This is a genomic window from Rhodococcus sp. R1101 (assembly GCF_000278445.1).
GTDB classification, from domain to species: Bacteria; Actinomycetota; Actinomycetes; order Mycobacteriales; family Mycobacteriaceae; genus Rhodococcus; species Rhodococcus gordoniae.
This window is the reverse complement of sequence record NZ_AJVB01000011.1, coordinates 1-14007: the sequence shown is the minus strand read 5'-3', so window position 1 is coordinate 14007 and position 14007 is coordinate 1. Positions and strand designations below refer to the sequence as shown.

General features: G+C 66.1%; 11 protein-coding genes and 1 pseudogene. 6 read left to right on the top strand and 6 right to left on the bottom strand.

All coding sequences use genetic code 11. The features are described 5' to 3' along the window. Window positions 1-204: 204 nt before the first annotated feature. From R1101_RS0102145 to R1101_RS25700, 4 genes and pseudogenes are all read left to right on the top strand, one after another. Window positions 205-1665: a wax ester/triacylglycerol synthase domain-containing protein gene (locus R1101_RS0102145; protein ID WP_016931847.1), complete on the top strand. Its 1461-nt coding sequence runs from the start codon at window positions 205-207 to the stop codon at window positions 1663-1665. A 9-nt stretch (window positions 1666-1674) separates the two neighbouring features. Continuing rightward, a complete protein-coding gene (locus tag R1101_RS0102140) occupies window positions 1675-2427 on the top strand; it encodes a Clp protease N-terminal domain-containing protein (protein ID WP_016931846.1) in 753 nt (250 codons plus the stop codon). Between the two features lie 52 nt (window positions 2428-2479). After that, window positions 2480-3136 carry a superoxide dismutase family protein gene (locus tag R1101_RS0102135; RefSeq protein WP_016931845.1) on the top strand — a complete coding sequence of 219 codons (657 nt, stop codon included), beginning with the start codon at window positions 2480-2482 and terminating at the stop codon, window positions 3134-3136. Between the two features lie 99 nt (window positions 3137-3235). Further along, window positions 3236-5352, top strand: a pseudogene (locus tag R1101_RS25700) (catalase). Window positions 5353-5464: 112 nt separating this feature from the next. Here R1101_RS25700 and R1101_RS30085 read toward each other — a convergent pair. The 6 genes from R1101_RS30085 to R1101_RS0102100 all read right to left on the bottom strand — a co-directional run bounded on the left by R1101_RS30085 (window position 5465) and on the right by R1101_RS0102100 (window position 11193). Then, window positions 5465-5608, bottom strand: coding sequence for a hypothetical protein (locus R1101_RS30085; protein WP_016931842.1), 144 nt, complete (start codon window positions 5606-5608; stop codon window positions 5465-5467). Between the two features lie 179 nt (window positions 5609-5787). Continuing rightward, window positions 5788-6357 (bottom strand): hypothetical protein, encoded by a 570-nt coding sequence (locus tag R1101_RS0102120; protein ID WP_232284650.1) that lies wholly within the window; start codon window positions 6355-6357, stop codon window positions 5788-5790. A 229-nt stretch (window positions 6358-6586) separates the two neighbouring features. Beyond that, window positions 6587-7333: a hypothetical protein gene (locus R1101_RS0102115; protein ID WP_232284649.1), complete on the bottom strand. Its 747-nt coding sequence runs from the start codon at window positions 7331-7333 to the stop codon at window positions 6587-6589. A gap of 53 nt (window positions 7334-7386) precedes the next feature. Beyond that, window positions 7387-9753 carry a TPR repeat region-containing protein gene (locus R1101_RS0102110; RefSeq protein ID WP_016931839.1) on the bottom strand — a complete coding sequence of 789 codons (2367 nt, stop codon included), beginning with the start codon at window positions 9751-9753 and terminating at the stop codon, window positions 7387-7389. Then, window positions 9754-10071 carry a type VII secretion target gene (locus R1101_RS0102105; protein ID WP_016931838.1) on the bottom strand — a complete coding sequence of 106 codons (318 nt, stop codon included), beginning with the start codon at window positions 10069-10071 and terminating at the stop codon, window positions 9754-9756. Window positions 10072-10164: 93 nt separating this feature from the next. Next, window positions 10165-11193, bottom strand: coding sequence for an FAD-dependent monooxygenase (locus R1101_RS0102100; protein ID WP_016931837.1), 1029 nt, complete (start codon window positions 11191-11193; stop codon window positions 10165-10167). A gap of 59 nt (window positions 11194-11252) precedes the next feature. Here R1101_RS0102100 and R1101_RS0102095 point away from each other — a divergent pair, with 59 nt between their 5' ends. Continuing rightward, entirely contained in the window at window positions 11253-11825 is a 573-nt protein-coding gene (locus R1101_RS0102095; RefSeq protein ID WP_232284648.1) for a TetR/AcrR family transcriptional regulator, read from the top strand. 300 nt (window positions 11826-12125) lie between these two features. Then, on the top strand, window positions 12126-14007 hold a 1882-nt coding region (locus tag R1101_RS0102090; protein WP_016931835.1), incomplete at its 3' end, for a glutamate synthase central domain-containing protein.

Sequence of the window (14007 nt, the reverse complement as noted above, 5' to 3'; positions counted from 1 at the left end):
CACGGTTCCGACAAGGGGCAGAGGTCTTCGACGGAGTCGAGGACGTCACCGATCCTGGGCGATCCGCCGTCGGGGAACCAGGTTTTGCGTCAGCGTGAGCGAAAGGGACTCCCCGCGTATCGGGCCTGCTCGTGGGCCGGTATCGCCGATATCCGTGCTTCGCAGCGATTACCGTGCGAGGGAGAATCGGTGGCAGGGAGGGAGATGCGCATGAGCGCGGATGACCGGCGCATGTCGCAGACGGATCTGATGTCCTGGCGGATGGAGTCCGACCCCGTCCTGCGGTCCACGATCGTCGCGGTGGCGTTGCTCGACCGGTCCCCGGACCACGAGCGCTTCGTCCGGATGATGGAGCGCGGCACACGTGCGGTGCCGAGCTTCCGCCGCAAGCTCGCCGACTCCCCGTTCGGGCGGACCCCACCGCGATGGGTGGACGATCCCGATTTCGACCTGTCCTGGCACCTGCGGCGGATCGCCCTCCCGCATGCCGGGGGACTGGACGCTGTGCTTCCACTCGTGCGCGCCGCGACGATGTCGGCGTTCGACAAGGACCGTCCCCTGTGGGAGGCGACGATCGTCGACGGTCTCGACGACGGTCGTGCCGCGATCGTCCTCAAGGTGCACCATGCGCTCACCGACGGCATCGGTGGTATCCAGATCGCGAACGAGATGGTCGACTTCGAACGCGACGGCACCGATCGCGGGCCGTTGCCGGAGACTCCGCCCTCCCCGGCATCGGCATCGGACCTCGCCGACTCCGTGGGCTGGTACCTCTCGACGGCCGGGGAGGCGGTGGGCCGAGGTGCGCCGTGGCTCGTGCGCTCCGGCCTGAGGTCGCTGGCGAATCCCGTCGCGGCGCTGCGTACCGTCGTGGGCACGGCCGGGTCGACGGCCCGGTTCGTGCGGCCGGTGTTCACGACGCGTTCCCCGGTGATGATCGACCGCAGCACGGTTCGTGAGGTCGCCGCTCTCGACCTGCCCCTCGACGCACTACGGCGGGTCGCGCGGGCAGCGGATTCCTCCCTCAACGACGCCTTCCTCGCCGGAATACTGTTGGGGTTGAAGAACTATCATGCCCGTCACGGGACGCAGGCCGGCGAGCTGATGACGACACTGCCGATCAGTCTCCGGCAGGAGGGCGACGCGATCGGAGGGAACCGGATCACGCTGGCCCGGTTCGCGCTTCCCCTGGACATCGCCGAACCGGTCACGTTGATGCACCGGGTGGATCGGATCGTCCGCTCCTGGCGGGACGAACCGGCCGTACCGCTCTCGTCCGCCATCGCGGGTGCGTTGAACGTGCTCCCGGCCGGTGTTCTGGGCGGAATCCTCAAGCACATCGACTTCCTCGCGTCGAACGTTCCCGGATCGCCGGTTCCGCTCTACATGGCCGGAGCGGAGGTGCTGAGGTACTACCCCTTCGCTCCCACCCTCGGTTCGGCGGTCAACATCACGCTGATGTCGCACACGACGCACTGCTGCATCGGCATCAACGCCGACTCCGCAGCCGTCCCCGACCTGCCGGTCCTCGTCGAGTCCATGGTGGAGGGCTTCGGCGACGTGCTTGCGGTGGGTGGCGACGGCACGCGCATCGAGACCGTCCTGTCTGCCGCGACGCCCTCGCATCGTCAACCAAAGGTTGACGGGTTCCATGCGTCAACCTAGAGTTGACGCATGGAACCCATTCGGCCGTCCCACCCCATCAGACTCGACGACCTCATCGACGCCATCAAGAAGGTCCACGACGATCCCCTCGAGCAACTGTCCGACGCCGTCATCGCGGCCGATCATCTCGGCGAGGTCGCCGATCACCTGATCGGTCACTTCGTCGACCAGGCGCGCCGTTCCGGCAGGTCGTGGTCCGAGATCGGGCAGAGCATGGGGGTGTCCAAGCAGGCCGCCCAGAAGCGGTTCGTGTCGAAGAGCGACAACGACCTCGACCCCGGGCAGGGGTTCTCGCGGTTCACCCCACGCGCGCAGAACACCGTGATGGCGTCGATGAACGAAGCGCGTGCCACGGGAAGCCCCGAGATCACGCCCGTGCATCTGCTGCTCGGTCTGCTGGTCGACACCGAGTCGCTCGCAGCCCGCGCACTCGCGGCTCAGGGCGTGGACTCCGCGGCCCTGCGCGCGGCCGCCGAAGCGACGCTCCCCGAAGCGGCCGACGACATTCCCGAACTCGTTCCGTACGACGCCGGAGCCCGCAAGGCCCTCGAATTGACCTTCCGCGAAGCCCTTCGGCTCGGACACGACTACATCGGCACCGAGCACATCCTCCTTGCCTTGCTCGAACTCGAGAACGGAGACGGTGTGCTGGCCGGGGCCGGGGTGAGCAAGAGCGCCGTGGAAAAGACCATCGAGGAGGACCTCGCCGCGATCGTCGAGGCACGGAAGGCCGAGGAACGGAAGGCCGGGACCCAGGACTAGGCGACAAGCGCGGGCAGGTTCGCGGACGGCGTCCCCGGGGTACGTCGAAGTCATGAACACACGCCACGCATGTCTCGTCGCGGGCTTCTCCGTCGCCACGCTCGTGGCCGCGGGGTGTGGCAGCGACGGCTCGTCCACCGACACCGAGGCCACCGTCGAAACGCCACCCACTTCCCTCGCGACCACCACCACCGATGCCATGCCTACGCCGCTGCCCGGGATGAGCGGCGATGCCTTCGGTCTTCCGAACGAGGGGGGCGACGACGACAACGCCTTCACCTACGACGAGGCGGCCGTGCCGGCCGGCGCGACCTTCGACGTCGAATCCGAGGAGGAGAACGGCCGGACCACAGTCACGCTCAGGGTGATGGGTCTGCAACCCGATCGGGATTTCGGGGCGCACGTCCACACCCGGCCGTGCGGGCCGAACCCGTCCGATTCGGGGCCGCACTACCAGAACCGGGTCGACCCGGCGGCGAACTCCGACTCCCCGTCCACCGACCCCGCCTACGCCAATCCGCAGAACGAGATCTGGCTCGACATCACCACCGACGCGCAGGGCAACGCCGAGGCGTCCACGACCGTCGACTGGGAGTTCCGCGACGGCGAAGCCGACTCGGTGGTGCTCCACGCACAGCACACCAAGACCGCACCGGGTGAGGCCGGACAGGCCGGCGACCGGCTCGCCTGCATCGACGAGGACTTCTGACCCGACCGCCCCGCCGCCCGCGTTTGGCCGCCGTCCTTCCGGGTAGCCGTGGAAAAGACGTGTCCAGCCCCGACGACAGCCACGAATCGGAGTTCTCATATGCCCGACGACACCCCGAAGATCCCCGGCGTCCCCTCGTCCACCGTGCCGCCCGTGGAGGAACCCACGACGCCCACGATGCCGCCCGAGCCCAAGCCCGATCAGGCGGAGCCCGCGGTGCGGACGGCCACCGGCACTCCCGCGGACCTGCCGCGCGGCCGTGCCCAGCAGGGGGAGTACCTGACGACGGCTCAGGGGGCGCGGTTGACGGATACCGACCACTCGCTCAAGGCCGGTCGGCGCGGGCCGATCCTGTTGCAGGATCATCACTTCCGCGAGAAGATCACCCACTTCGACCACGAACGCATCCCGGAGCGCGTGGTGCACGCCCGCGGCGCCGGCGCCCACGGCGTCTTCCGCGCGACGGGTGCCGCAAGCTCGATCACGCGTGCCCGGTTCCTCCAGAAAGACGTGGAGACACCGGTGTTCGTACGGTTCTCGACGGTGCTCGGTTCCCGTGGCTCGGCCGACACGGTGCGCGACACTCGTGGCTTCGCGACGAAGTTCTACACCGAGGAAGGCACTTTCGACCTCGTCGGCAACAACATCCCGGTGTTCTTCATCCAGGACGCCATCAAGTTCCCGGACGTCGTCCACGCGGCCAAACCGCACCCGGATCGCGAGATCCCGCAGGCGCAGAGCGCTCACGACACTTTCTGGGATTTCGTCTCGCTCCACACCGAGGCCACGGCGCACACGATGTGGAACATGTCCGATCGCGGCATCCCGCGCTCCTACCGCATGATGGAGGGCTTCGGCGTCCACACCTTCCGTGTGGTCGACGCCGAGGGTGACACCGCGCTGGTGAAGTTCCACTGGAAGCCGCGGCTCGGCGTGCATTCGCTGGTGTGGGAGGAAGCCCAGCTCATCAACGGCTTCGATCCCGACTTCCACCGCCGCGACCTCGCCGACGCGATCGAGGCGGGTGCCTACCCCGAATGGGATCTCGGCGTACAGGTCTTCCCGGACACCCCGGAGCAGGTCTTCGAGGGCATCGACCTGCTCGATCCCACCAAGATCGTCCCCGAGGAACTCGCGCCCGTGCAGATCATCGGCACGATGGTCCTCAATGCCAACCCCACCAACTTCTTCGCCGAGACCGAGCAGGTCGCCTTCCACCCGGGCCATCTCGTCCCGGGCATCGACGTCACCGACGATCCGCTGCTGCAGGGCCGCCTGTTCTCGTACCTCGACACCCAGCTGACGCGACTCGGTGGACCGAACTTCGGGCAGATCCCGATCAACCGTCCGCACGCTCCCGTCAACGACATGTTCCGCGACGGCTTCCATCAGCACGCCGTCCACACCGGTGTCGCTCCGTACAAGCCGAACTCGCTCGACGCGGGATGCCCGTTCATGGCCGGCGTCACCGAGGGGGCCTTCGTCGACCTACCCGTGGAGGTACCGGCGGCGAAGAAGGAACGCGAGGTCTCCCGGTCGTTCGACGACCACTACACGCAGGCCCGCCAGTTCTATCTGAGCCTGTCGGACATCGAGCAGGACCACGTGGCCTACGCCTACACGTTCGAGCTGGGCAAGTGCTACGAGCAGACGATCAAGGAGCGGCAGCTGCAGGTCCTGGCGAACATCGACGCCGGGCTGTGCGAGAAGGTGGCCGCCGGTCTCGGTCTGCCGGCCCCGAAGCCGGCCGTCGAGGTCTCCGATCTGCCGCAGAGCCCCGCGCTGGCACAGGTCGGCAAGACGTGGCCCGTGCAGGGTCGGCTGATCGGCATCGTCGCCGACGACACCACCGACGTCGACCAGGTCCTTGCGGCCGTGCAGGCCGTGGATGCGGCCGACTGCGTGCCCCTCGTGATCGCTCCGCACGGCGGGATGCTCGGGGGAGTCGTGCCCATCTCGCGCACCTTCCTCACGGCCCGGTCGATCGAGTTCGACGCGGTGATCATGGCGACTACCGTGCCCGACACGAGAGTCCGGATCCTCGTCGACGAGATGTTCCGTCACCACAAGGCACTGGCCGCGTGGGGGCCGGGGCAGCGGCGCTGGACGAGCTGAAGGCACCCGGTGTCGAGATCGTGGACGGTCCCGAAACGGCCGTTGCGCAGGTGCTGGAGCTGCTGGGTACCCACCGCGTGTGGGAACGAGACATCATGTGACAGACCTCACCTGAACTTGCCTTCCTAAGTTCGGGGGTCCCAAGTTATTCTTTCGTTACCTCTGGCCGCAGCTGATTTTTATCGCTGCGGCCAGTTGTTATTTACGGGCCGTTCACCTCGAGGTCAGCTGCCCGATTCCCGAGACGATGCGCCGGATACGCGGGTCGTCGGCCAACTCGACGCGCGCGTAGCGGGCCTGCTCGTCGGCGTCCGCGGACGCGAGGTCGTGGGCGGCGGTAATGCGAGTCGCGAGCACATCCGGCGACCAGTTGTACGCCTCGGGTGGGATCTCGAGGGCGACGATGCGGCCGGTCCGGGGTGACGCTGATACGGACGCTGTGGGCCGATCCGTTGCCTACTATCCGTTCGATCGTGTTCTGCACGCGCCTGACGGTGACAGAGAGTTCTTCCGGATACGTCAACATGGTTCCTTTCTCACCAGCCCGGGTAGGCGGGGAGGGTTTCGGGTGGGGTGGGGGAGATGATGGTTTCGGAACTTCTGTAGGGCGGCAAGCTGGGTTCGATGCTGCGACCCCATGCTTCGCATCGATACATCGTTTCGCCCAAGTCGCCCCCGAAGTCGATTCTGAGTCCGGTATCGGTGAACAGATCTTCCGTAGGAGCGGACCATTGGTGCTCGGTGGTGGGGAGAGAAGTCAGGTACTGATCGCTTGGTGTCGGTGGTTCCGGGTCGTGCCTGTGGAGTTGCCCTTCGCGCCGATGTTCCTCGGTGTCACGGGTGAACTCGACAAATTCCTCCTGCCCGGAAAATTGGTTGATGCGATAGTCGCCGTCTCGGACCCTGATGCCCACCTTCGACCATTGGGTGCACACGGTTGCTTTGAACCCAGCCGCCGTATCGAGCACCTGGAGGATGTGCGCCCGAAATGTTCCGACGAGGGATGTTTCCAGCGCAGTTGGGACTTTGCGTGCGTAGGAAGGGACGAGTGCTCCGGCGAACCCGGGATAGGTGGTATCGAGTCCGCCGTAGTGGGCGATGATCATGGATTCGTACGCGGCTCGGGTGAGGATGCTGCGTTGATCCGCAAGGTCGATTCCCGGTTCTGCGGACCACACGAAGGTGGAACTTCGGACCTGTCCGGGTGGTTCGTACTCGGCGGTGATGATGGTCTGGGGCGCAACCGGTGCCGGCGCTCGATCGGGTGTGCAGCTTGCAAGTAGGGATGATCCGACAAGGAATGCTATTGCAGCGCAAATAATTCGGTTCATGTGCTCACCAGCCCGGGTAGGCGGGCAGGGTTTCGGGTGGGGTGAGGGAGACGAGAAACTCGGCCCCGTCATCGGGCACCCCCGGCTCGATGCTGCGTCCCCACTCTTCGCAACGTTTCTTGGCATCGCCGAGATCTGCGCCGAAACTGATCAACCACTCGGTGTCCGCGAAGACGTCCTCCGTCGGCGCGGACCATTGGTGAGTCGCGTCGGCGATGGGAGGAGATGGCGGGCGGGGAGTGGTGCTCGGTGGGAGGTTGGGTCGGACCCGGGCGAGGTCGCGATCCTCAGCGGTGGGGTGGTTGAACTCGACTCTCTCTTCAATGGCCGAGCCATGCACAGTGTGATACTGGCCGTCGTCTCTTCGCACTGCATAGTGTGAGGGCTGAATGCAGACGGTCGCGTTGAAACCCTTTTCTGTCTGATGCACCTGAAGAAGGTGCGCTCGGATCGTGCCCACTAGCGCGCGCGTAGCGATGGTATTTATCCTGCGCGCATACCTGGGATCGATCGCATTGCTGAATCCTGGGTAGGTTGTTTCGATACCTCCGTAGAATGCGATCATCATCGATTCGTGCGATGCCCGGATCAATTTTCCACGGTTATCCAGCAGATCAATTCCGGGCTCCGCCGACCAGACGTAGGTCGCGTTGCGAACCTGCTCCGGCGCTTGGTATTCGCTCGCGTCTACGGGAAGGGAAGGGGATTGCTGCGGTGCCGGCTCGGTTTCCGACGTGCATGCGACAAGCATGAAAACGACTAGAGTGGTAACGAGTTTCCGGTTCCCCCGCGGGCACGTTGTTGTCATGCGCCGTAGTTCCACCTTTCTCCTCCGGCCGGAACAACATCGTTTACGAGCACATCGCGAAATCCGTCGGTGCCGTCCCTCTGGTCTGCATAGACGATATTTCGGAGGTCGCCCGCTCCGTTCGAGGCAGAGCCGAGATACATGTCCTGGGACCCGTAATCGATCCCGTTTTCCGAAATGATGCTGGCAGCTTGATTCGTCAGGACGTGTTCATCGGCTTTGGTGCGTTCAGGGATAGTGTGACCCTCTGCCTGGCTGAAGGGCATGTCTGCTGGATCCACTCTTCCGGCGTCGACCAACGCATTGAGCATGTTGTATCTCCGAGTATTTTCGGCGCCCGTCTCCGTCAGATACATTTCGGAATCGAACCCCTCGACCCCCGACGGATGCCCCACGTATTGCCCTTCAGCATCGACGATTTCGGATTGCAGCAGAACCCCTGTCGAGTACACGAGCGGACCCGTGACCACGCCACCCGGCAACGCCGTCACCGCACCGGTGACGAGGGTTTGGGCCACGGCATACGCGTCTGCTCTGGACTGGTTCCGGTTGTCGATCGCAGCCTGCTCGACCAGCTTCTCGTTCTCGTAGGTGCTGCTCAACCCCACCTCGACGAGGCTTTGCAACCGGCCCGAATACGTTCCGTAACTGTACTTGTTCACACCGTCGAGTTGTTCGAGAGCGAACCGGCGGTCGAAATCGGTGGCCTGCGCGATTGCTGCACCGTTGAGAAGGGCACCTGCCGCGGGTTCGGTGTTCATGAGGGTGAATACGCGCGTCGCCGGGACCGGGCCGAGTTCGCCGAAGCCGCTGGTGGCGGTGGCGTCGTCGACGGAACCGACCATGTCGCCGACGAACGGTGACAGGGCGGTCGCAAAGGAACGGACAGCAACAGGATTGACTTCACCTATGGTCAGGTCGGTTTCCTCCCGGAAGGCACCCGGCATGTGGAGGAAACGGTTGAAGTTGTTGTCGGAGTTCCACTCCGATTCCGGCGCAGACAACACCTCGGCCAAACCGAATGCTGCCTCGCCCGCACGTTCGGCTCGGATTACTGCTGCGGGGTCACCCGGGTCGGCGGGCAACGCGTCGGCAGCGATCCACTCCGTCAGGCCGGCCAGAGTTGCTCCGTCGTCGGCCCATTCGCGGGTGAGCAGCGGAACGAGCACCTCGTCCCTACTGAAGTCCGCAGGGCTGCCGTCGACGTCGGTGCGGGTGAGCAGGTGATACGACGTGTCGGTGTTCCGGGTGGCGAGGTCGAGGAATGTGCTTGCCGTGTGGTCGTAATAGGAAGGGTCGGGGGTGGGGACGATGTGGGGATCGGCATAGGTGGGGATGCCCGCCATATATCCGGCGACCCGGCTCATCTCGATACCCATCTCGGTGCCGGGTCGATACTGCGGGTTGGCATCGCCGAGTATCGCGCCGAGTCGATCCAGCCGATCCAGTGGTTCACGGGGATGCTCGGCGTTCGGGTCGGGCTCGTAGCCGTATCGAATGGTGTCCCTGATGTCCTGCGGCACCGACTCCCACGACCCGCCGTATTCGGGATTCGACAGAATGAGCAGACCGTTACCGAGACCGTCGGCCCAGCGCGCCGCGTCGGGCTTGCCTTCGGCTTCCCATGTCTTGTACGTCTCGTACAGGTTCGCCAGTTCGTCCTCGTCGAGGCTGTTGTAGAAGGCGTCGAGGTACTCGATGCTCGCACCCGACGGTAGCGATAGGGTGCGTCCGATGCGTTCGAGATCGGTATCGCGTGCAGCCCCGGATGCTAGGAGCGCAGCGTCGGCAGCACCGTCCGGAGCATCGATGGAATGTGTGTTCTGAGAACGGAATTCCCCGCCGAACGTGGAGAGTCGGATGCCGACCTGCTCGAGTCGGGCGGCGGCGTCTCGATCCAGTTTGTAGAATGTGCGCACCGCCGATTTCAGTTGGACCTCGAAGTTCATGGCGGTGTCGTCGAGACCCGCTTGCACGACGAGGTCGGTCTGCGCGTCGCCCGTGTGGGTTCGGGGTGCCTCGACCCGCGCGTCGTCGTGGACGGTGAAGCCGGCTGCAACCGCATTGTCGACGATTCCGACGACGGTGGCGCGGGCGGGAATGAGCGTGTTCGCAGCGTCGCGGAGGACGTCGACCTGCTCGCTGACAGCGCGGCTGATGCCTTGGCCGGCCACCCGGTCACTCCACGCACGTGCCGCGGCGGCCGCCCCGCCTTCACCGTCCCATCCACCGAATGTGGCGTCCACATCCCGGTCGACGCGGTGGGTCGACTCCCGGAATGTGTTGTTTGCGGACTCAACCGCGTCGGCAGCCGTGGTGAGCGCAGCCGGATCGAGCGAGCGGATCGCGGAAGGAGACAACATCTACAGGGACTTTCCTTCGAAGTCGGATCCGACGGCCGCGAGTTGGCGGCTGAATTCCTCCTCGGCCACCTCGTAGTTCCGTGCGGCCGCTTCGGTGGCCTCGGCCATGCGTCGCAGGCAGTTGGCCATAGCGCGGTAGGCGGTGTCGAGTGGTGCTCCCGCGCGTCCGGCGACACCACCGACCGCTGAGGATGGCATCGCGCCCGCTACCGACTCGAGCGCCGCGGACGGTTCCAACGCGTAGATGGTCTCGGCCTCTCCCTCCAGGGCATAGGCCAGGCTCTTCAACGAGTCCGGGTCGACCTTCAGCGCTGACATCAGCTCACCAACTCCTGTCCGGCAGACGTTCCATCAGGGTTGGACGCAGCAGCGTGACGATCGGTTCCCTCGACCGGGTGATTTTCGGAACGTTTAGGCGATGCGGCCGAATGCTGTGATGGAGGAGTCGCGGAGAGATGTCAGCCGGGACGCGGTCGCGATCCTGGCGACTGCCCGTGACGCGGGCACGAGGAGCTGGGTGCGGCGTCGACGGGCACGGTCGTAGCGCTGCAGAGCGACCGGTACCGGATGCTCGGACAACAGCGTCGCGAGTGTCGTGGCGTCGACGATTGCTTCGCATGCGCCACGGCCGAGGTTCGGTGCCATCGCATGGGCCGCGTCGCCGATCAGTGCGGCGTTGCCGCGGACGTACGACGGGAGGCGGGGGGATTCGTACAGGTCGTGGTACATGACGTCGTCGGGGTCGAGGCGGCCGAGGATGTCGCGTACGCCGGGGTGCCAGTCGTGGAAACGGCCGTGCAGGTCGTGGAGGGTGCCGCCGGTGCCTTCGGTGGTGCGGACGGCGGCGAACCAGTTGGTGAGGTCGCCGTCGCGGTCGGTGATTCCGAAGAGCGCGCCGGGACCCCAGGTTTCTCCGTGGTTCGTGGTGGAGCCGCCGACCCAGCCGCGCCACGCTCCGTACCCGGTGTGCACGGGCCGGTAGGCCGGGCCGAACACCTCGTCGCGTACTGCACTGCCGATTCCGTCCGCGCCGATCATCACGTCGTATCCGGCGAGGGCCGTGAGCGGTGGCGCGGGGGCATCGAACTTCACGGTGTGGTCGGGGAGGCCGGACAGCAGTATGTCGAGGAGGGCGGGCCGGGACACCATGACCGGTGCCCGTCGAAGGTCCCTGACGTGGGCGAGCACCACACCGTCCCAGCGTCTGAGCGTCGCGGAGCGCTGTGTCACGCCGAGTTGTTCAACCCGTCCGCCGACACCGGCAACTTCGAGTGCGGCCAGGGCGGGAGGCCACATCCCGAGCGCGGTGCCGGTGCGCGGAGGTTCCGGAGATCGTTCGAACACATCGATGTGCCATCCGTGGCGGAGGAGGGTGTTCGCGGCGGTGAGCCCTCCGATTCCGCCGCCGAGGATCGCTGCACTGCCTGGCTTCACGGTCATGACACGACGGTACTACGTATGTAGTAGACAGTCACTACTCCTGTAGTGATCCTCGTAGAATGCCTCGCGTGACCGACAAACGCGCCACTGTCCTCGACGCCGCAATCGAACTCGTGGGCACCGAGGGACTGCGCGCCCTGACCCACCGGCGCGTGGACACCACCGCGAACGTGCCCGCCGGATCCACCTCCAACTACTTCCGCACCCGGCAGGCCCTCGTCGAAGGAGTGCTCGACCGGTTGCTCGCACGCGACCGGATCGACGCGCAGGCGTTGAGCGGAACCACCGCTCCGGCCTCGGCCCGGGGACTCGAAGATCTGATGCACGATTACGTGATGTTCGTGACCGGCCCCGACATCGTCCGGACCCGGGCGCGGTTCGCGATGTTCGTCGAAGCGATGGCAACGCCGGAACTGCGGGCCGGAGTGGATGCGCGCCGAGGGGAACTCCGGACGTGGGTCCGCGGCATGCTCGATGCCCTCGGCGCGGAGGATTCCGCCACGGGCGCGCGGCTTCTCATCGACTATCTGGACGGTGTCATCCTGCATCGCTGCACGGCCGGAGTGGACGAACCCGACCCGCGTCCCGGCATCGCTCTCGCGGTGCGTGCGGCGCTCCGAACCGCGGCGTGACAGGTACGATTCGGTCACATTACGTCGACGTTTCCGCAGATCAGGGGGCGGATAGGGAACACTGGCTTGCGTTACCCCCCGCCACCTGGCATATCGTTCGATTCGAAGACGGTGGGACCACGACGTCCCACCGGTCGCCGGGTCCACGCTCGCGCTGCCGAAAAGGCACCCGCACCGTCGCGGATGAGCGGATACTGGCGATGTCGAAGGTATCGGGCACCCGGCCGATACCCGTCTACGGCAGTAGATGGCCATCAGCGCTGCTGGTCGTCGGTGCTATCGCATCAACGAAGGCTAGGTATGACTCATCTCCCCGGGCCTCGAGGGCTCTACCACCCGGCGAACGAGCACGACTCCTGTGGCGTCGCGTTCGTCGTCGACATGCACGGTCGTCGCAGCCGCGACATCGTGGAGAAGGCGATCACCGCCCTGGTGAATCTCGAACACCGCGGTGCAGCGGGAGCGGAACAGAACACCGGCGACGGCGCCGGCATCCTGATCCAGGTCCCCGACGCCTACTTCCGTGAGGTCGTCGACTTCGATCTTCCTGCCGAAGGCGCATACGCGACCGGTATCGCGTTCCTGCCCAAGGACACGGCCAAGGCCGACGCCGCGGCCGCCGAGGTCGATCGCATCGTCGCCGAGGAGGGCCTCGAGGTCCTCGGCTGGCGCGAGGTGCCGATCGACGAGTCCGAGCTGGGTTCCATGGCCAAGGACGCCATGCCCACCTTCCGGCAGATCTTCATCGCCTCCGGCGCTCGCGCGCTCACCGGCCTCGAGCTCGAGCGCCGCGCGTACGTCGTGCGCAAGCGCACCGAGCACGAGCTCGGCCACCACGGGGCGGGCGAGGACGGTCCCGGCAGCGAGACCGTCTACTTCCCGAGTCTGTCGGCGTCGACCTTCGTCTACAAGGGCATGCTCACCACGCCCCAGATGAAGGGCTTCTACCGCGACCTGCAGGACGAGCGCGTCGTCTCGGCCCTCGGCCTCGTGCACTCGCGCTTCTCCACGAACACCTTCCCCTCGTGGCCGCTCGCCCACCCCTTCCGGCGTGTGGCGCACAACGGTGAGATCAACACCGTCACCGGCAACGCGAACTGGATGCGCGCCCGCGAGGCACTCATCGACACCGAGGTCTTCGGCGGCCGCGACAAGCTCGAGAAGATCTTCCCCGTCTGCACGCCGGGGGCGTCCGACACCGCGCGTTTCGACGAGGTGCTCGAACTGCTGCACCTCGGTGGTCGCAGCCTGCCTCACGCCGTTCTCATGATGATCCCCGAGGCGTGGGAGCGGAACGAGTCGATGGACCCGGCCCGCCGCGCTTTCTACGAGTACCACGCGGCCCTGATGGAGCCCTGGGACGGACCGGCCTCGGTGTGCTTCACCGACGGCACCGTCATCGGCGCGGTGCTCGACCGCAACGGCCTGCGCCCCTCGCGTGCCTGGGTGACCGACGACGGCCTCGTCGTCATGGCCTCCGAGGTGGGCGTGCTCGACATCCCCACCGAGAAGATCGTCAGCAAGCGCCGCCTGCAGCCGGGCCGCATGTTCCTCGTCGACACCGCGAAGGGACGGATCGTCGAGGACGAGGAGATCAAGCGCGAACTCGCCGCCGAGCATCCCTACGAGGAGTGGGTCGCCGACGGCGTCACCCGCCTCGAGGACCTGCCCGAGAGCAAGTACACCTACATGTCGCACGAGCGCGTCGTGCTGCGTCAGCAGGTCTTCGGCTACACCCGCGAAGAGGTCGACCTGCTCGTCAAGCCCATGGCGGCCTCCGGGGCGGAAGCGCTCGGCTCGATGGGCACCGACACGCCCATCGCCGTGCTGTCGTCGCGTCCGCGTCAGCTGTTCGACTTCTTCTCGCAGCTGTTCGCCCAGGTCACCAACCCGCCGCTCGACGCGATCCGCGAGGAGATCGTCACCAGCATGGGCGGCATGCTCGGCCCCGAGGGCGACCTGCTGAACCCGACCGAGGCGTCGTGCCGGCAGATCCTCATCGGTGCGCCGGTCATCGACAACGACGATCTGCAGAAGCTCATCCACGTCAACGACGAGAAGCAGTTCCCCGGCTTCAACAGCGTCATCATCCGTGGCCTCTACCCGGTCGCGGAGGGCGGTGAGGGTCTGCGTCGCGCGCTCGCCTCGATCCGCGAGCAGGTCTCGCAGGCCATCGAGAAGG